Below are 18081 nucleotides of genomic sequence, written 5' to 3'. Positions count from 1 at the left end.
GTTTTCTCCCTTTTTTTATTGATTAATTCTACTAAATGTGGTTAAAATAAAGTTTAGTTACTTTCCTTCTATAATAACTTTTCTCCATTTTCCTTCCCTGTTAAAAATTCATGACTAACGTTAAATGAAAATTTTATAAGTGTATCAAGACAATTTCGTTCATTGTCTATAAAAAGGAATGAGTAGAACGATAATGATAAAGCGTGGTGACTTTGATGAGCGTAAATATAACAGAATTAGAGAATATGACGTTAAAAGAGCTGTATGAACAAGCGAAAACGTTTAAAGTCTCTTATTACAGCAAACTAACAAAACGAGAACTTATTTTTGCTATTTTAAAAGGACAAGCGGAGCAAGATGGGCTTTTATTTATGGAAGGCGTATTAGAAATTATTCAAAGTGAGGGCTTTGGATTTCTGAGACCAATTAATTATTTGCCAAGTACGGAAGATATTTATATTTCTGCATCGCAAATACGTCGATTTGATTTACGAAATGGAGATAAGGTTTCTGGAAAGGTTCGACCGCCAAAAGACAATGAGCGCTATCACGGACTGCTGCACGTAGAAGCGGTTAATGGTGATTCGCCGGAAACGTCAAGAGATCGTCCTCATTTTCCAGCACTTACCCCTTTATATCCTGATGTGAAGATTGATTTAGAGTCAAAGCCCGGTCGTGTTTCGTCCCGTATTATTGATATGGTGTCACCAGTGGGTTTTGGTCAACGTGGACTAATCGTTGCGCCGCCGAAAGCCGGTAAGACTTCTTTAATGAAAGAAGTTGCCAATAGTATAGCGGAAAAACATCCTTCGGTTGAATTAATTGTCCTGTTAATCGATGAGCGTCCAGAAGAAGTAACCGATATGGAACGTTCAATCAAAGGGGAAGTCGTAAGTTCAACATTTGACGAAGTGCCAGAAAACCATATTAAGGTAGCTGAGCTTGTATTAGAGAGAGCGATGCGTCTTGTCGAGCATAAGAAAGATGTCGTTATTTTAATGGATTCCATTACTCGTCTTGCCCGAGCGTACAATCTTGTCATTCCACCAAGCGGACGAACGTTATCTGGAGGGATTGATCCAGCTGCTTTTCATCGTCCAAAACGCTTTTTTGGAGCAGCGAGAAACATTGAAGAAGGCGGAAGTTTAACGATTTTAGCGACAGCCCTTGTCGATACAGGTTCAAGAATGGATGACGTTATTTACGAAGAATTTAAAGGAACGGGTAATATGGAGCTTCATTTAGACCGCCGTCTTGCTGAAAGAAGAATCTTCCCGTCCATTGATATTCGTCGTTCAGGTACAAGAAAAGAAGAGCTTCTTATGCCAAAAGCGCAGCTCGATAAGCTGTGGACAATTCGTAAAACGATGAATGAATCACCAGATTTCACCGATCAATTCATTCGCCGAGTGAAGGAAACGAAGACGAACGTCGAGTTCTTTGAGGAAATGCAGGCAGAAATGACAGGCAAGCGACGGTCATAAAAGTTGATCTTGCAAATTTGGTGTAGGCTTGATATAATTTCGATTATGTGAGGAAAACTCTGTTTCGAATAGATTCAGGGCAAAAGGAGATGAAATGCAATGAAAGCTGAAATCCATCCAACGTACCAAAAAGTTGTATTCTTAGATACAAGCACGGGCTTCAAGTTTCTAACTGGTTCTACTCGTGGTTCTAATGAGACAGTTGAGTGGGAAGATGGCAACACTTATCCACTTATTAAAGTTGAGATTTCTTCGGATTCACACCCATTCTACACTGGTAAGCAAAAGCTTGCTGATGCAGGTGGCCGTGTTGATAAATTCAAAAAGAAATACAACCTATAAGCAGCAAAAGACAGGCAGTCATAGTGCCTGTCTTTTTTTATGACATAAGCGTATGAGGAGGGGCAAATGGCACAGCTATTTTTTAAGTATGGTGCAATGAATAGTGGAAAATCATTTGAGATTTTAAAGGTGGCTTCGAACTACGAAGAGCAGAATAAGCCTGTCTTATTATTTACTTCGGGCATTGATACACGAGATGAAGTCGGGTATGTATCAAGTCGTGTAGGATTAAGGAGAGCGGCTATTTCTGTTTTTAGTGATACAAACCTTTTTGACGTTGTGAAACATGCTGAGCAAAAGCCCTATTGTGTACTCATTGATGAGGTTCAATTCTTATCAAAGGAACATGTGCTGCAATTAGCTAGAATTGTAGACGAATTGACCATTCCAGTCATGGCTTTTGGGCTGAAAAATGATTTTCAAAATGAATTATTTGAGGGAAGTAAGCAAATGCTCATTCAAGCAGATAAAATTGAAGAAATGAAAACCATCTGCTGGTTTTGCCATAAAAAAGCGATTATGAATTTACGTGTAGATGAACAAGGAAAACCTATTTATACAGGAGATCAAATTCAAATTGGCGGCAATGATCAATACTATCCTGTCTGCCGCAAATGTCACCGTAATCCGCCTTTGTAAGTTCAGTCATTAGAGTATGGAAAAAAAGTTCTTGTGGAACCCTAAAGGAGCCGTATAACTGTACGGCGCAAAAGGGGGAGAAGCATGAAGAAGATCACAACTGGGTTCGTCGCTTTGGTCATTTTGGCAGGGTGTGGAAGTGACATGGGTGCAGCGGATGTTCATGAGAAGCATGATCATGGCAGAGGTGCCTTTGGACCAGGTCCTTTAAACTTTGAGCATATGAAACATGAACAGGATTCATACCCACAAGGACAAACGAATCTTGGAGCAAGTTATGTGAATCCGAGTGCCAAACACAGAACGTTAGAAGAAGATGGGCAGCTTGTCGAAGAGATCATTGAGGAGCATGGATTCAGATCGGGCATTGCCATTGTGAATGGTGGCCATATCTATGCGAAAGCTCATCCAGACAATAGTTGGGATAAAGCGGAACAAGAGCAGCATAAGAGAGAATTAGAGAAGGCGCTCGAGAGAGGCATTCCACGCTACCAAGTTCATCTACGTTAAAAAAAGCTGACCCGAGATGTACATCTTCGGGTCGGCTTTTTGCGGCTACGACCGTCTTCTTGCTGTTTGTTGAAGTGGATCCCAGACACTGTTAAATGGTGGAGAATAGCCAAGGTCTAGTTCCTCTAGATCTTGCATCGTCATCCCGTGATAGAGGGCTGTTGCTAACACATCGCATCGTTTATCGACACCTTTTGTACCAATAAATTGCCCCCCTAATACTTCTTCTGTTTTCTCGTTGTATTGAAGACGAATAAAAAGAGGTTCGTGTGTAGGGTAATAAGCAGCAACGTGAGGAAGTCTCGCTTGGACACATTTGTAGGCGTATCCAAGTTCTTCAATTTCACGGGAAGATAATCCGGTTCGTGCCAACGTTAAGTCGAAAAACTGATAAATTTGTGTACCGACAATGCCCTTAAACACCCGTGGCTTTCCACACATATTTAATCCTGCTATCCGTCCTTGTTTATTTGCGTGCGTACCGAGTGGAAGATACGTGTCTTTATTGGTTATACGATGGTATTGAGTAGCGCAATCACCAGCTGCATAAACATCTTTCAAATTTGTTTCCATATAACGATTTACTTTAATGGCACCATGCTTATCGAGGTGTATGCCTGTATCTGTTAAAAAGTCCGTATTAGGACGAACGCCAACAGCAACAATGACTAAATCGGTTTCGCATGTAGACAGGTTGGTGATAACAGATGTAACGTTGCCTTCGTCGTCTCCTTCAAACCCGGTAATGTCATGATTTAAATCAAGCTGAATACCTTCTTCAATGGCTTTCTCGTGGATATGATCAGTCATTTCTTTATCAAAGTTCATCGCTAGTCGAGCTGAACGTTCAAGAATTCGAACTTTGTGACCTGCTTTGCATACATTTTCAGCAATTTCAAGACCAATGGAACCACCACCAATAACGGTAATGTTTCTTCGTTTTCCTTTTAATCGCTGGATGATTTTCTTTGCGTCGGGAATCGTTTTTAATGTATAGATGCCTTTTAGGTGATTGTTGTCCCAATCAGGAACGAAAGGTCTAGCACCAGAAGCGATTAGTAATTTATCATAGCCGATCTCAAAATTCTTACCGATGACACGCTTTTCGTCCACGTTAATGGATGTTACTTCGTGCTCTGTTCGGGCGTCGATGCCATGCTTAATACGATACGTTTCGGCATCTCGGGCAACGAGCTTTTCTTCCTTCTCGATATCGCCACCAATCCAATAAGGAAGACCGCATTGCGCATAAGAATAATATTCTCCTTTTTCAAGCACTGTAATGTCGGCTTGTGCATCATTTCGAACAAGCTGCATTGCTGCACTCATTCCTGCTGCATCGCCACCTATAATGACATAGTTCACCTGTATCCCGCCTTTTTAAAAACTCAGTTCTATTTTAGGTAGTATTCCCAACAAGGAATGGGTGCAAACCGTTCGAACAGGGTGCATTGACCATTAGAAGTGCCATATACTATAATAGTAAGGATATGTAGCGGAAATAAAGATGAGGTGACGTCGTGTTAGATCGTTTACAATCTGTTGAAGATCGTTATGATTTTTTAAACGAACAACTAAGTGATCCAGATGTAATTAGTGATACCAATAAATTACGTGAGTACTCAAAAGAGCAAGCACAAATAGAGGAAACCGTTCAAGCATACCGTGACTATAAAGAAGTTCACGAACAATTAAATGAAGCAAAAGCCATGCTTGAAGATAAATTAGATGATGAGATGTATCAAATGGTCAAAGAAGAGCTTGATGAGCTTTCCAATCGAAAAGAAGAATTGGAAGCTCGTTTGAAAATCTTGCTTTTACCAAAAGATCCAAACGACGATAAAAACGTTATTGTTGAAATTCGAGGAGCTGCTGGAGGAGATGAAGCCCAGCTTTTTGCTTCGGACTTATTTAAAATGTACTATCGTTTTGCGGAGATGCAAGGATGGAAAACAGAGATAATTGAAGCCCAAGCAAATGAAATTGGTGGCTATAAAGAAGTCATCTTCATGGTGAACGGAACAGGTGCTTACTCAAAGCTTAAGTATGAAAACGGTGCTCACCGTGTACAACGAGTGCCAAAGACAGAATCTGGCGGACGCATTCATACGTCTACAGCAACAGTGGCTGTATTGCCTGAAGCTGAAGAAGTCGAAATCGATATCCATGAGAAAGACATTCGTGTGGATACGTTCACTTCAAGTGGCCCTGGTGGTCAAAGTGTAAATACGACGATGTCAGCCGTTCGTTTAACTCATTTACCTACGAATACAGTTGTTTCGTGCCAAGATGAGAAATCACAAATTAAAAACAAAGAAAAAGCAATGAAAGTGCTTCGAGCACGTATCTTTGATAAAGTGCAGCAAGAAGCGCAGGCAGAATACGCAGATGCACGTAAAACCGCTATCGGTACAGGTGATCGCTCTGAGCGAATTCGCACGTACAATTTCCCTCAAAGTCGTGTAACAGATCATCGCATCGGCTTAACGATTCAAAAGCTTGAGCAAATCTTGCAAGGTCAACTTGATGAAATTATTGATGCGCTTATTGTGGAAGAGCAATCTGAAGCGATGAAGAATGCGGAATCGTAATGAAGAAGACAGTATACGAAGCTCTGAACTGGGCTTCGTCTTTTTTGCGAAGTCATGGGCTCGAGGAACCGGCAGGAGAATGGTTGCTGCGCCACCATCTGAAGGCAAATCGTGCTGCGCTATTAGCCAGTTTTCATGATGATATGAGCGAAGACGTTTGGCTCGCGTTTAAAGCAGATGTTGAGACGTTACCTTCAGGTATACCCGTACAGCATATCATTGGCTCGGAGTCGTTTTATGGACGTGTTTTTAGCGTATCAGGGGATGTCCTCATTCCTCGGCCAGAAACAGAGGAACTAGTTGAAGCAGTTCTTGAAAGGTTAGAAGGAACGGAACGAATCGTTGATATAGGAACGGGAAGTGGCGCCATCGCCATAACTCTTCAATTAGAGTCACCCGGTACAGAAGTAACGGCGATTGATCTTTCAGAGAAAGCATTAAACGTTGCCCAAGAAAATGCAAAGACATTAGGTGCCACAGTACGGTTCAAACAAGGTGATCTGTGTCAGCCTGTTAAAAGGGAGTGTTTTGACGTTATTGTGTCAAACCCCCCTTATATACCGGAAAGAGATCGTGCTTCATTAGCTGAACAAGTGAGGGAGTATGAACCTGAGCTCGCTTTATTTGCTGGAGATGATGGACTAGCCGTTTACCGTCGTTTAGCGACTGAGCTTCTTGAGCATGTCCGTGATGGCTCTCTCATTGCTCTTGAAATTGGAGCAGGGCAGGGAAATGCGGTAAAGCAGTTATTTCAGGAGCAATTTCCAAAAGCCACGATTGAAATTCGCTTTGATATTAATGAAAAAGATCGAATTGTATTGATTGATGTTCGATTATAGATAAAGAGAATGTCGAACGATTTTGTGTTTAAACGGTGCTTGCCCTGTCCATGCTATGAGGGAAGGGGCGGTGCTCGGTATGAAAGCAAAAGCAATTATCTATCTATTAATCTCTTTATTTGTAGGGCTAATGAGTTGGGAATCACAAAATGCACAAGCGGTTAGTCAGTTTCATCAAGAAGTGAATGAAGAAGAGGCTATTCGCTTACGTATTTTAGCAAATAGCAATTCTGTTAGTGATCAAATGTTAAAACGGGATATCCGTGATGAAATAAATGCAGAAATTACAAAATGGGTTCAAGAAGTGAAAACGTTTGAGGAAGCAGTAGCAATAATTGAAGGCAACATGGATGAAATGGAAGCAATTGTTGCACGTGAGTTGAGCAAATACAACAAAAATCAAGATTATACTGTTGCATTTAACGAAGACGTTTCGTTTCCGACAAAGCTTTATGGAGACCTTGTTTATCCTGCAGGTGCCTACCAAGCCGTTCTCGTGACAATTGGAGAGGGAGAAGGCGAAAACTGGTGGTGTGTATTATTCCCACCATTATGTTTTCTAGATATGGATAATGCAGAAGCAAAAGAAGTAGATTCAGAATCCAATGAAGACGATCTTGAAGTCGAAACATCTTTTTTTATAGTAGATATGTTTGAATCCGTATGGGATCGGTTATTTGGATAGTAGTCATATTTGTACAAGCCTCCTCATAAAATGAACAAAAAGGAGGACGTCTCATATGTCATTAACGGTTCGGAAAATGGAAGAAACGGACGTGTTGGCGGTTCAACATTTATTTGCACGGGTTGGCTCTGCTAAAACGCCGAATCAAATAGATAGTTTTGTTGTGGTGGAAAATGAAGAAGGAACGTTAGTAGGCACAGTTGGGTTAGACAAAGTGCTAGATCTAGGGTTGTTACGCACCCTTGTTATAGACAGTCAAAAAACCCATGCTATGGCGGCTGTTGAGTTTATTCAATTAGCATTAGCGTTTGCGCATTCTGAAGGCGTAAACCATGTGTATGCTCTAAGCAGCGGAAAGGCGTCTTTATTTGAGCCATTAGGCTTCCAACAAATTTCTAAACGATTAATACCTGAAGAAATCAAGCAATTGGAGCATTATCAACATATATCGAGCATAAATGACACGATTGCATGGTCTTATAACTGTTCGCATATTGTGTAAGACTTGTGGATTTGTGTATAAGTGTTGTGTATAAGCGCGGAAAAGTTCAATTATAGCTGAATTTATCAACTTATAAACAGTTTATCCACAGCGGTGGATAAACTGTTTTTTCTTTTGATGCAATCGATAGATTAGTCTGATAAAATAGAGTAAACCTTTATAGAATAGGCATTTGAAGATTAGGATAAAAAAGTTTCGTTAGAATGAAAGAGGCGAACAGATCGTGAGTTATAAACAGACGAAGATTTGGAATGTGGATAACGATGATATGAAGAAGGGGGAACCCCTATTATTACAAGAACCGACAATGTGGATAAGGGATAATAAGCTTATTGCGTTTCCTACTGAAACGGTATATGGCTTAGGGGCAAACGCGCTATCTGATGAAGCGGTCAGCAAAATCTTTTATGCAAAAGGAAGACCGAGTGACAATCCACTTATTGTCCACATAGGTGAGAAAGAACAGTTGAACGAATTAGTAGAGGACATTCCTGAAGTGGCCCATCGTTTAATGCAGGTTTTTTGGCCTGGGGCGCTTACGTTAATTTTTAAAGCAAAGCCGGTCTTATCAACTAATGTCACTGCAGGTTTAGAAACGGTAGGTATACGAATGCCGTCTAATCCGGTGGCAAGAGGTTTTTTAAAAGCGTGTCAGTTGCCTATTGCCGCTCCTAGTGCAAATCAATCAGGCCGTCCCTCACCAACAACAGCAGCCCATGTTCTACAGGATTTGAACGGGAGGATTGATGGGATCATTGACGGGGGGAAAACAGGCATTGGGTTAGAATCAACCGTATTGAGCATCGTTGAAGAGACTCCTGTCCTCTATCGTCCTGGAGGGGTGACGAAAGAGGACATTGAAGAGGTTATTGGACCAATTGATTTGGATAAAGCGTTGTTAAGCACGAAGGAACAACCTAAATCACCTGGTATGAAGTATACCCATTATGCACCTGAAGCAGATGTGTATATAGTGGAAGAGCCAAAGCAATTTCATTCTGCTATTCAACGGGCAAAAGCAAACGGTAAGCGGGTAGGTGTAGTGGCAAGTGAGCTGTATAAGGAAGCAGATGAATCGTTTGTGGTTCACTCCCTACAGGACTTAGCCCAATCGTTCTATTATTCACTTCGTTTATTTGATGAAAAAGCTGTATCGGTCATTTTAGTCGAAGCCGTTTCGACAATAGGTGTTGGGGCCGCTATAATGAACCGGCTTGAAAAAGCAGCGGGTGGAAAACGTATATAGAAAAAAAGAGTCTTCAGATTAAAGGAATGGTTTGCGGACAAGGTGAATAGTGTAGGAGAGGATTGGCTTACACACATTAACAAACAAGCTAGTGTCTACCGATAAGTAGAAAGAAAAGAATCACTAGGTAGCCTCGCGGTTTAGTGGCACATGCGTCTGAATCTGCATGGAGAAAGAATAACGTCGTCATATGAAAAGGAGCGAAAAATGGAGCGTTCAAAACAAGTGTTTTCTTACAAAACAGAAGTGGATCCGGAAACAGAGATCATTTATGGTCACGTCACAATGATGACGGATCGAAAAGCAGCGGATGTTCCATATTATGTAATATCGGATGAAGTATTCGCAGTAGACGAGGATTCTTTTGCAGACAAGCCTGGTGTAAATGATTTATTGGGAATGCTTGAGTTTTTTTATACGGAATCAGATCGTTTACTCGATACCGTAGTCGTATTTCCTCAAATGCGTGATGACCTTATTCGAATGGAGACTTTTTCCGATTGGTTGCAACAATGGCAGCGCTATTTCTATCTCTCCAATGTGAAAGATATCGGCTTTATCGTTTCCCATACTCAACCTGAGAGTGAGCGTTTTTGCATGATTTTAGAGGAATTAGGCTTTGAAGAGATGCTTTCTTCAGAAGAAGAACAACAATCATTTTACTTTTACAATGTGACCTATATTACACCTGTAGATTTCCCTAATGATGATGATGGCGCTGTGTTACAGAGTTTGAAAGACTCAGGTGTTGATATGAGTAAGCCACGAGAAGTGGAGTTTATACTACTTTGTCCTAATCGACGATCTGCTCGAAAAGTAGCAAAGTTAGTTGAACTCGAAGGCTATGAAGTTGATGTTGACGAAGATGAAGAGCATGAAGAATTTGTTTTGGTGTGTAAGAAAGTGATTCATCTCACCCATGCTGAAATTGTGAAGCACCAACACGATCTAGAAGAAATAACGGCAAGATATGAAGTGAAAATAGATGGTTGGGGTGCGATGGTCGATTAAGGCTACCTAACATTAAAAAGACCCTCTCATTTATAAAATGAGAGGGTCTTTGCTGTTCCCATTTATATGACCATCTTATTAGCCTGTCTAAAATCTCTCGGACGTGCATACATTCGAATAGCATGTTTTTACGGGAGGAGTTAAACAATGCACGAGATTGTGACGATAATGATTATGGCAGCAGCTTTAGGAATGGATGCATTTTCGGTAACCTTAGGAATGGGGATGCTCGGTCTTACGGGAAAGCAAGTGTTCCGCATTGGTCTTACGATCGGTGCTTTTCACGTCTTTATGCCGTTACTCGGTATGATAACAGGCCAATGGCTTTCAGGTAAGTATGATGTGATCGCAACCTACATAGGTGGAGGACTTCTTCTAATTATAGGTGTACAAATGCTTCTAGCTTCTTTTTCGGAAGAAGAACATTCAAAACTAAAACCAGTAGGCATTGGATTGCTTTTGTTTGCTTTAGGTGTAAGTTTAGACAGTTTTTCAGCAGGCTTATCGTTTGGTATTTTAGGGACGAAGGTCATGTTGACGGTAGTAAGTATTGGAGCTGTCAGTATGATATTAGCTTGGTTGGGCTTACTAATTGGCTCTAAATTTCATAAACTCATTGGTTCGTATGGAGAACTATTAGGCGGGGTTATTTTAATTGGATTTGGTTTAAAAATCATGCTTCCACTTTAATGAATCAGTTAGTACACATGTGCTAAACTAGTGAAACATTGATGAAAAGTGAAGGAGTGGAACCATGGATAAGAAGAATATTTTAGTCGTTTGTACAGGGAATACGTGTCGCTCACCATTAGCCGAGGCCTATTTAAAGAAATATGGAAGTGAGCACGTGAATGTTAAATCGGCAGGTGTAAGTGCTGCGTATGGACATGCAATTTCTAACGGTTCTAAAAAAGTATTGGAAAAAGAAGGAATAGAACTGAATCATGCGTCACAACCTCTATCAGAAGAACTGATTCAATGGGCAGATGAAGTACTAACCATGTCTTCTACTCATAAACAAATTGTAGAAGAACGTTACCCTCATCAAAATGTGTCTACACTACAAGAGGCGGCTGGAAATGAAGGCCATGATATACAGGATCCTTTTGGTGGTACAGATGAGGATTATGAACAAACTGCAAAAATGATTAAAAAAGCCGTTAAAGACTTTCTGCGGCAATCTTAAATAGAAAAGGATGAATGGGAATGGAAGCAGAAACAAGTGTCTCTAAAAGGTACAGATTCAGTATTCGGAAGAAAATTGTATTAGGGGTTAGCGCTGTTGCGGTTATAACGTTTGCTAGCAGTGCGATCATCCTGTACTTTTTAGCAGATTTTTTTGCTTCATTCCTTAATATAGATCCAACTTGGCTCACATTACTTGTTTTGCTAGCGGGTGTAGTATGGAGTGGGATACTTGGTTATTTTCTATCGAATATTATAACGAAGCCTCTCGCTCAGTTAGAACAAGCCGTTACGGAAGCGGCAGCTGGTGTTATTGATCAAACTGTCGAGCTTTCAAAATCAGATGATGAACTGCGTGCATTAGGTGTCGCATATAATAAGATGCTTACGAATTTAAATGGAATGGTTCGTGAAATCGATCGAAACTTTGTTGAAACAGATGAGCGTGTTCAGCAATTAGGACTAGCAACAGCTACTTCCTCATCTCAAGCAGAGCAAATTGGCTTTACAATGGGTGAAATTGCTAGTGGAGCAGAAAATGCTGCACAAGCCATTCAAGAAACGGTTTTCTCTCTTGAAACGACAACGGAAATGGCCAACGAGATGCAAGAGAAAGCCTCTTTGTCGTCAAAGCAAGCATCAGAGATGGGGCAGCTTCTTGAAACAAGTCGGGTCATGACGACGAGTCTTGTAAAAGGGATAGGCGATCTAACGACAAAGCAAGAGCATTCGCTGGATTCAGTTCATCGCCTTGAAGAACAAGCGCAAGAAGTAGAAGGGATTACAGCTGTCGTCGGTGCCATTGCCAAGCAAACAAATTTACTTGCGCTAAACGCCTCTATTGAAGCTTCGCGTGCTGGAGAGCACGGACGAGGATTTGCTGTAGTGGCGAGTGAAGTTCGGAAGCTGGCTGACGAAAGTACACAAGCGGTTGAATCCATTAACGAATTAATTACGACCATTCAAGAAGAAGTGAAACAAGTTGTTAAGAATATTGAAGAACAAGTAGATGTGGCGAGAATCCAAACAGAGCAAGGAGAAAAAACGACAACGGCACTATTGGAGATGGAATCATCTGCCAAAACCGTTACAGATATGATTAAGATCATTTCTACTTTGTCGGACAAGCAGAAGGAATCCATTGAAGCCAGTTCTGTAAAAACAGAGGAAGTGGCAGCAATTGCAGAGCAAACGTCTGCTGGTGCACAAGAAGTCACAGCGATGACTGAAGAACAAACTGTGGCGTTGAATGAGATTGAGACATTATCTAAAGACTTATCAAATCAAGCCAAGGAATTGAAGACAACGATCGAAAAGTTTACAATAGAATCAAACCAATAGAAGCGTCCTAAACAGGCGCTTTTTGTAATGGTAAAAACGAAGGAGTGTACGAGATGAAAATAGCTATTGCTTCCGATCATGGTGGAACTCGTTTAAAAGACGAACTCATTAATGTAATAAAAGACTTAGGGTTTTCTTATGAAGATTTTGGTTGTAATTGTGAAGGGTCCGTTGATTATCCTGATTATGCCCTTCCTGTTGCTGAAAAAGTGGCAGCAGGAGAGTTTGATCGTGGAATTCTCGTATGCGGTACAGGAATTGGTATGTCCATCGCTGCAAATAAAGTAAAAGGTATTCGCTGTGCCCTTGTACACGATGTGTTCAGTGCAAAAGCAACAAGACAGCATAACGATACAAATATGATTTCAATGGGCGAACGGGTTATTGGCCCGGGATTGGCAGGAGAAATCGTGCGGACATGGCTAGGCGAAACATTTGAAGGCGGACGGCATGCAAATCGGATCGACAAAATTACTAGCTATGAAGACACGCATCGCTAATGAAGATTGAAGAGCGTTTGATCGATGGATTACATGCGTTTCATAAGCAAGTCCCTGCTTTGCAAAACAAGCTATTTATTATTGGTGTATCCACAAGTGAAATAGCTGGCAAGCCAATTGGAAAAGAAGGTTCGATGGACATTGCAGAAGAGTTGTACAGGGGATTTGTCCATTTTCAAAAACAGTCAGGGGTTCATCTTGTTTTTCAATGTTGCGAACACTTAAATCGTGCGTTAGTAATGGAGAGAAGTGTAGCAGAGCAAAAAGGCTTAACGGAAGTAAGTGCTATACCTGTCCGTCATGCTGGAGGAGCCATGGCAACGTATGCATATCGCCAACTACAAGACCCCGTTTTAGTTGAATCGGTTCAAGCCGATGCGGGAATGGATATAGGTGATACGTTTATTGGGATGCATATTAAACCAGTCCTCGTTCCAATTAGAATTGGCTATACGACCATCGGTTCTGCTCATGTGACGGTAGCGACTTCGCGACCAAGACTAATTGGCGGAGAACGTGCACAGTATAAAATTGGTGAATGATTTATTTAAAAAGTTGCTTAATTTACGGAAAAAGCTGTTATTTTTATCTATAATGAGCTAAAATCATAAATAAATTAAATTATTTACGAACAAAGGCGGGAGAAGAGATGACAAATTTAAAAACACAAGATCCAACGCTTTTTGAAGCAATTGAATTAGAACTTGGTCGCCAACGAGACAAGATAGAATTAATTGCTTCAGAGAACTTTGTTAGTGAAGCCGTAATGGAAGCGCAGGGCTCCGTTTTAACAAATAAATATGCAGAGGGCTACCCTGGACGACGTTATTACGGGGGATGTGAATATGTTGATATTGCTGAGGATATCGCCCGTGATCGTGCAAAGAAATTATTTGATGCGCATTATGTAAATGTTCAGCCTCATTCAGGGGCCCAGGCAAATATGGGCGTTTATTTCACTATTTTAGAGCATGGAGACACGGTTCTTGGTATGAACTTATCTCACGGTGGACATCTCACTCATGGTAGCCCAGTGAACTTTAGTGGAGTTCAATACAATTTCGTTGAGTATGGTGTACGTGAAGAGGATCAGCGGATTGATTATGATGTCGTTCGTCAAATCGCCCTCGAGCATAAGCCGAAATTAATTGTAGCAGGAGCAAGTGCGTATCCACGTGCGATTGATTTCAAGAAATTCCGCGAGATCGCAGATGAAGTGGGTGCTTACCTTATGGTGGATATGGCACACATTGCTGGTTTAGTAGCAGCTGGCCTTCACCAAAACCCTGTTCCACATGCACATTTCGTCACAACAACAACACATAAAACGTTACGTGGACCGCGTGGCGGAATGATTCTTTGTAATGAAGAAACAGGTGAAGAATTTGGTAAGAAGCTTGATAAATCAATCTTCCCAGGCATTCAAGGTGGTCCACTTATGCACGTCATTGCGGCAAAAGCGGTTTCTTTTGGCGAAGCATTATCAAATGATTTTAAAGCATACGGTAAAGCGATTATTGAAAATGCACAGCGTTTAGGGCGTAGTTTACAAGAAGAAGGTGTCAATATCGTATCAGGCGGAACAGACAATCATCTTGTATTGCTTGATCTTCGTTCGTTACAGTTGACTGGTAAAGTTGCTGAAAAAGCACTTGATTCAGTTGGTATCACAACAAACAAAAATACCATTCCATATGATCCAGAAAAGCCATTTGTCACTAGTGGTATTCGTATCGGAACAGCTGCCGTAACCTCTCGCGGGCTCGGTGTAGACGATATGGATGAAATTGCGAAATTGATTGCTTTAACATTGAAGAATGTTGAGAACGAAGAAGTGTTAAATCAAGTTCAAGAGCGTGTATCGGCTTTAACAGCCAAGTTTCCTATGTACCCGAATCTTTAAGGACATAAAAAGCAGTAGCGACATTCACGTCGTTGCTGTTTTTTACATGATTTTTTTCGTTAAGGGAACATTTAACACAGGTTTCTTTCTTTCAACACTTGTATGAATAGGTGCTTTTCAGGTAAAATCGTTCAGAGTGTGTCGAGAAATGACGATTTTTTAAAAAGGAAGTGACGAAAATGGGTAAGGTTCATGTACTTGATCATCCACTAATACAGCATAAGTTATCGTATATACGAGATAAGACAACAGGCACTAAAGAGTTTCGGGAGTTAGTGGATGAAGTGGCGGCGTTAATGGCATTTGAAGTAACAAGAGATTTGCCGTTAGAGGATGCAGACATTGAAACACCTGTAGGACCAGCACGTGTAAAAAAACTAGCTGGGAAAAAACTTGGTTTGATTCCAATTTTGCGTGCAGGGATTGGAATGTCTGATGGAATTTTAAATATGATTCCAGCGGCTCGGGTTGGTCACGTAGGTCTTTATCGTGATCCAGAAACATTTAAACCAATCGAGTACTATGTAAAACTTCCAAATGATATCGAAGAAAGAGAACTTCTAGTAATCGATCCAATGCTGGCAACAGGTGGCTCTGTCGTCGAAGCCATTAACAGTTTAAAAAAGCGCGGCGCAAAAAATATGCGCTTGATCTGTTTAGTAGCGGCACCTGAAGGCGTTCAGTATGTACAAGAAGAACACCCAGATGTTGATATTTATCTCGCGGCTCTTGATGAAAAATTGAATGAAAAAGGATACATCGTACCTGGGCTTGGTGATGCAGGCGACCGACTATTTGGTACGAAATAAAACAAAAAACCGTTAAAAGAAGAGGGGCTAGTCCTCTCTTCTTTTTTGTATAAAAACCTAGCTCCATTTGCATACTAATCGATACGACAAGCAGTAGGGGAGACGTAACGTATGACGAAACGAGGTACAGTGTATCGGTTATTGCTCGGAATCCTGAGTGTTCTTATACTCTTGCAAGGTATGAGTATGGCGATGGGGGTGAACGGAGTAGCCTTGGCAGCGGAAAACCAACAACCGACTATAGACAGTAGTAAAAGAGTCGTTATAGTATCGGCTTCTGGTGATGTGAATCGAGCTGTTGACGTTGTAGAAAACCGTATTTCTTCAGCAACGATTAGAAATATTTATGAGAATGTGTACGGTGGATTCTCATTAGAAATCGCTGAAAAAGACATTGAGCGTCTAAAGCAATTAAGCGTTATTGCCCGCGTAGATGATGTGGCTCATTACCAGCCAAGTCTTGAAGGAAGTATCCCTTTTATCGGTGCAGGGGACCGTTTAATGGATAAACAAGACGGGAAAGAGCGCCTCTTAACTGGTAAAGGCGTAAAAGTTGGTGTGATTGATACAGGTGTGGATTACAAGCACCCTGATTTAGAGGCGAACTATCGGGGAGGCTACGATATAGTCGATCAAGACGATGATCCGATGGAAACAAAGAAATCACAAGGGGAACCGACATTGCATGGCACACATGTGGCAGGCATTATTGCTGCTAATGGACGGATAAAAGGGGTTGCGCCAGAAGCTGAAATTTACGCATACCGGGCTCTTGGACCCGGTGGGCAAGGAACAACAGAGCATATATTAGAAGCCATTGAACGAGCGTTTAAAGATGATGTCGATGTGATCAATTTGTCATTAGGGAATACGGTTAATGGACCTGACTGGCCAACGAGTTTAGCTCTTGATCGAGTCGTAGAGAAAGGCATTGTTGCAGTAACGTCAAATGGAAATAGCGGACCGAGTATGTGGTCTGTTGGTTCGCCAGGGACTTCTACGAAAGCCATTTCTGTTGGTGCTTCTTTGCCACCTGTTGAAGTGCCAGTTATTAATGTAAATGGCTTAAAAGACGAATTAACGTTAACCCCAATTCTAGGTGCGAAAAGTTGGCAACTAAAAGCGAGCTTTGAACTGGTGGATGTCGGGCATGGACTATTGACAGACTATAAAGGAAAAGATGTTAAAGACAAGCTTGTGCTCATGAAAAGAGGGCGCTCAAATTTTGCAGAGAAATTAGCGCTTGCCTCAAAAGCTGGAGCGAAAGGAGTTCTTATTTACAACAATTTAGAAGGAGCTTTTGCAGGAGCCGTAACAGAACCTATCCCAATTACAGGAGCAACTCTATCGAAAACGGAGGGTGAGGCGCTTCGATCGCTATTAAAACAACGGAAGCATAAAGTGAAAGTGGATACCCAGTATAAAGTGAAACAAGACTTAATGGCTCCTTTTAGCTCTAGAGGTCCGGTTACAGAAACATGGGAAATCAAACCGGATCTTGTTGCTCCTGGTGTAGCAATTCAAAGCACCGTTCCGAAAGGCTATTTAGATTTAAATGGAACAAGCATGGCAAGTCCACATGTGGCTGGAGCGGCAGCCTTGTTGATTGAACAACATCCAGATTGGAGTCCAGAGCAAGTAAAATCTGCATTACTTAACTCTACAAAGCGTTTGCAAGATGAACAAGGAAAAGAATATCTGCCGTTTGAACAAGGGGCAGGTCGTTTGCAAGTGGATAAAGCCATTCAGACTCGTACCCTTATATCACCAGCAACCCTCTCATTTGGTGAACTTGAAAAAGGTGAGGGTGTGGTGGAAAAAGAGGTGATCATCTCTATAGAAAACATCAGCAAATCCACAAAGGAGTATACCATTGATCCGCCAATTGGTGAGGTAGACGGTATTTCGTGGGAATTTGAAGAAAAAGTAACGGTTAAGGGTCAGTCTAAAAAAGCATTTACTCTTCAAGCAACCATCGATCAACATGCGATTCAAAAAGGGTTACACACAGGCTACATTACTGTTCGGAATAAGGATGAAGATATTCATCTCCCGTACATGCTTTTTATTGAGGAACCAAATTATCCTCGAGTAATGGCCTTTCAAATGGCACACAGCGATAAAGCAAACGGCTACTATTACGAATACTATTTACCAGGTGGAGCAGAGGAATCAAGTGTTCATTTGTTTGATCCAGATACATTGGAATTTGTAGCGACAATTATTGAAAACCAAGATCAAAGCAGAGGAATGGTAAATGGTGAGATAGACAATTTACAAGTAGCACCAGGTCGTTACAAAGCACTTATTTATGCAAAGAATGAAGGGAAAACAGATATTCTAGAAGCTATGATCCATATTGGAGAAGAATGGATTGGCTCGTAATGAGAAGTGTAGTGAAAGACACAAGGTAATGGCCTTGTGTCTTTTTTTACGCTGTGCGAGTTTGTATTCAAATGAATAGACGAGTAGAAGGTCATAACTGGAGTAGAAA

Annotated in this window: 19 protein-coding genes; 18 read left to right on the top strand and 1 reads right to left on the bottom strand. The window is 41.2% G+C overall.

The genetic code is table 11. The annotated features are described in order from the left end of the window. Window positions 1–215: 215 nt before the first annotated feature. From rho to E2L03_RS18125, 4 genes are all read left to right on the top strand, one after another. Window positions 216–1484, top strand: coding sequence for a transcription termination factor Rho (gene rho, locus E2L03_RS18140; protein WP_038484117.1), 1269 nt, complete (start codon window positions 216–218; stop codon window positions 1482–1484). 99 nt (window positions 1485–1583) lie between these two features. Beyond that, window positions 1584–1826, top strand: a complete 243-nt coding sequence (locus tag E2L03_RS18135; RefSeq protein ID WP_035394274.1) for a type B 50S ribosomal protein L31 — start codon at window positions 1584–1586, stop codon at window positions 1824–1826. A 66-nt stretch (window positions 1827–1892) separates the two neighbouring features. After that, window positions 1893–2465: a thymidine kinase gene (locus E2L03_RS18130; RefSeq protein WP_038484113.1), complete on the top strand. Its 573-nt coding sequence runs from the start codon at window positions 1893–1895 to the stop codon at window positions 2463–2465. Window positions 2466–2549: 84 nt separating this feature from the next. Continuing rightward, window positions 2550–2975 carry a membrane lipoprotein lipid attachment site-containing protein gene (locus E2L03_RS18125; RefSeq protein ID WP_038484110.1) on the top strand — a complete coding sequence of 142 codons (426 nt, stop codon included), beginning with the start codon at window positions 2550–2552 and terminating at the stop codon, window positions 2973–2975. Between the two features lie 45 nt (window positions 2976–3020). Here the strand turns inward: E2L03_RS18125 and E2L03_RS18120 are convergent, their stop codons facing one another. After that, the gene (locus E2L03_RS18120; RefSeq protein WP_134259999.1) at window positions 3021–4340 is read right to left on the bottom strand and encodes an FAD-dependent oxidoreductase; all 1320 of its coding nucleotides are present in this window, start codon (window positions 4338–4340) and stop codon (window positions 3021–3023) included. Window positions 4341–4495: 155 nt separating this feature from the next. Here E2L03_RS18120 and prfA point away from each other — a divergent pair, with 155 nt between their 5' ends. From prfA to E2L03_RS18050, 14 genes are all read left to right on the top strand, one after another. Further along, window positions 4496–5566, top strand: a complete 1071-nt coding sequence (gene prfA / locus E2L03_RS18115; protein ID WP_038484105.1) for a peptide chain release factor 1 — start codon at window positions 4496–4498, stop codon at window positions 5564–5566. Further along, the gene (prmC, locus tag E2L03_RS18110; RefSeq protein WP_134259997.1) at window positions 5566–6405 is read left to right on the top strand and encodes a peptide chain release factor N(5)-glutamine methyltransferase; all 840 of its coding nucleotides are present in this window, start codon (window positions 5566–5568) and stop codon (window positions 6403–6405) included. Before prfA ends, prmC begins: the two co-directional genes overlap by 1 nt. Window positions 6406–6484: 79 nt before the next feature. Next, window positions 6485–7090 (top strand): stage II sporulation protein R, encoded by a 606-nt coding sequence (gene spoIIR / locus E2L03_RS18105; RefSeq protein ID WP_038484099.1) that lies wholly within the window; start codon window positions 6485–6487, stop codon window positions 7088–7090. A 55-nt stretch (window positions 7091–7145) separates the two neighbouring features. After that, a complete protein-coding gene (locus E2L03_RS18100; protein WP_038484096.1) occupies window positions 7146–7592 on the top strand; it encodes a GNAT family N-acetyltransferase in 447 nt (148 codons plus the stop codon). Between the two features lie 223 nt (window positions 7593–7815). Further along, window positions 7816–8838, top strand: coding sequence for an L-threonylcarbamoyladenylate synthase (locus tag E2L03_RS18095; protein WP_243839546.1), 1023 nt, complete (start codon window positions 7816–7818; stop codon window positions 8836–8838). A gap of 207 nt (window positions 8839–9045) precedes the next feature. Further along, window positions 9046–9849 carry a ribonuclease E inhibitor RraB gene (locus E2L03_RS18090; protein ID WP_051667683.1) on the top strand — a complete coding sequence of 268 codons (804 nt, stop codon included), beginning with the start codon at window positions 9046–9048 and terminating at the stop codon, window positions 9847–9849. A 147-nt stretch (window positions 9850–9996) separates the two neighbouring features. Beyond that, a complete protein-coding gene (locus E2L03_RS18085; protein WP_038484090.1) occupies window positions 9997–10539 on the top strand; it encodes a manganese efflux pump MntP in 543 nt (180 codons plus the stop codon). Between the two features lie 64 nt (window positions 10540–10603). Then, a complete protein-coding gene (locus E2L03_RS18080) occupies window positions 10604–11035 on the top strand; it encodes a low molecular weight protein arginine phosphatase (RefSeq protein ID WP_134259995.1) in 432 nt (143 codons plus the stop codon). A gap of 20 nt (window positions 11036–11055) precedes the next feature. After that, a complete protein-coding gene (locus E2L03_RS18075; RefSeq protein WP_038484084.1) occupies window positions 11056–12375 on the top strand; it encodes a methyl-accepting chemotaxis protein in 1320 nt (439 codons plus the stop codon). A gap of 53 nt (window positions 12376–12428) precedes the next feature. After that, a complete protein-coding gene (gene rpiB, locus E2L03_RS18070; protein WP_038484081.1) occupies window positions 12429–12875 on the top strand; it encodes a ribose 5-phosphate isomerase B in 447 nt (148 codons plus the stop codon). Next, window positions 12875–13417, top strand: a complete 543-nt coding sequence (locus E2L03_RS18065; RefSeq protein WP_134259993.1) for a TIGR01440 family protein — start codon at window positions 12875–12877, stop codon at window positions 13415–13417. The genes rpiB and E2L03_RS18065 overlap by 1 nt, the downstream gene beginning before the upstream one ends. Window positions 13418–13524: 107 nt before the next feature. After that, window positions 13525–14778 (top strand): serine hydroxymethyltransferase, encoded by a 1254-nt coding sequence (glyA, locus tag E2L03_RS18060; RefSeq protein ID WP_038484075.1) that lies wholly within the window; start codon window positions 13525–13527, stop codon window positions 14776–14778. A 179-nt stretch (window positions 14779–14957) separates the two neighbouring features. Further along, the gene (upp, locus tag E2L03_RS18055) at window positions 14958–15587 is read left to right on the top strand and encodes a uracil phosphoribosyltransferase (protein WP_038484072.1); all 630 of its coding nucleotides are present in this window, start codon (window positions 14958–14960) and stop codon (window positions 15585–15587) included. 111 nt (window positions 15588–15698) lie between these two features. Further along, a complete protein-coding gene (locus E2L03_RS18050) occupies window positions 15699–17972 on the top strand; it encodes a S8 family serine peptidase (protein ID WP_276338676.1) in 2274 nt (757 codons plus the stop codon). Window positions 17973–18081 lie beyond the last annotated feature (109 nt).

The organism is Shouchella oshimensis, from assembly GCF_004375095.1.
In the GTDB taxonomy this organism is placed as follows: Bacteria; Bacillota; Bacilli; order Bacillales; family Bacillaceae_D; genus Shouchella; species Shouchella oshimensis.
This window is presented reverse-complemented; position numbering and strand designations above follow the sequence as displayed.

Excerpts from the sequence above, each read along its gene's own strand:
- E2L03_RS18135 (WP_035394274.1), top strand. The coding sequence starts at position 1,584 with ATGAAAGCTGAAATCCATCCAACGTACCAAAAAGTTGTATTCTTAGAT.
- spoIIR (WP_038484099.1), top strand. The coding sequence starts at position 6,485 with ATGAAAGCAAAAGCAATTATCTATCTATTAATCTCTTTATTTGTAGGG.
- upp (WP_038484072.1), top strand. The coding sequence starts at position 14,958 with ATGGGTAAGGTTCATGTACTTGATCATCCACTAATACAGCATAAGTTA.
- E2L03_RS18075 (WP_038484084.1), top strand. The coding sequence starts at position 11,056 with ATGGAAGCAGAAACAAGTGTCTCTAAAAGGTACAGATTCAGTATTCGG.
- E2L03_RS18080 (WP_134259995.1), top strand. The coding sequence starts at position 10,604 with ATGGATAAGAAGAATATTTTAGTCGTTTGTACAGGGAATACGTGTCGC.
- rpiB (WP_038484081.1), top strand. The coding sequence starts at position 12,429 with ATGAAAATAGCTATTGCTTCCGATCATGGTGGAACTCGTTTAAAAGAC.
- prmC (WP_134259997.1), top strand. The coding sequence starts at position 5,566 with ATGAAGAAGACAGTATACGAAGCTCTGAACTGGGCTTCGTCTTTTTTG.
- rho (WP_038484117.1), top strand. The coding sequence starts at position 216 with ATGAGCGTAAATATAACAGAATTAGAGAATATGACGTTAAAAGAGCTG.
- glyA (WP_038484075.1), top strand. The coding sequence starts at position 13,525 with ATGACAAATTTAAAAACACAAGATCCAACGCTTTTTGAAGCAATTGAA.
- E2L03_RS18065 (WP_134259993.1), top strand. The coding sequence starts at position 12,875 with ATGAAGATTGAAGAGCGTTTGATCGATGGATTACATGCGTTTCATAAG.
- E2L03_RS18050 (WP_276338676.1), top strand. The coding sequence starts at position 15,699 with ATGACGAAACGAGGTACAGTGTATCGGTTATTGCTCGGAATCCTGAGT.
- E2L03_RS18100 (WP_038484096.1), top strand. The coding sequence starts at position 7,146 with ATGTCATTAACGGTTCGGAAAATGGAAGAAACGGACGTGTTGGCGGTT.
- E2L03_RS18130 (WP_038484113.1), top strand. The coding sequence starts at position 1,893 with ATGGCACAGCTATTTTTTAAGTATGGTGCAATGAATAGTGGAAAATCA.
- E2L03_RS18125 (WP_038484110.1), top strand. The coding sequence starts at position 2,550 with ATGAAGAAGATCACAACTGGGTTCGTCGCTTTGGTCATTTTGGCAGGG.
- E2L03_RS18085 (WP_038484090.1), top strand. The coding sequence starts at position 9,997 with ATGCACGAGATTGTGACGATAATGATTATGGCAGCAGCTTTAGGAATG.
- E2L03_RS18090 (WP_051667683.1), top strand. The coding sequence starts at position 9,046 with ATGGAGCGTTCAAAACAAGTGTTTTCTTACAAAACAGAAGTGGATCCG.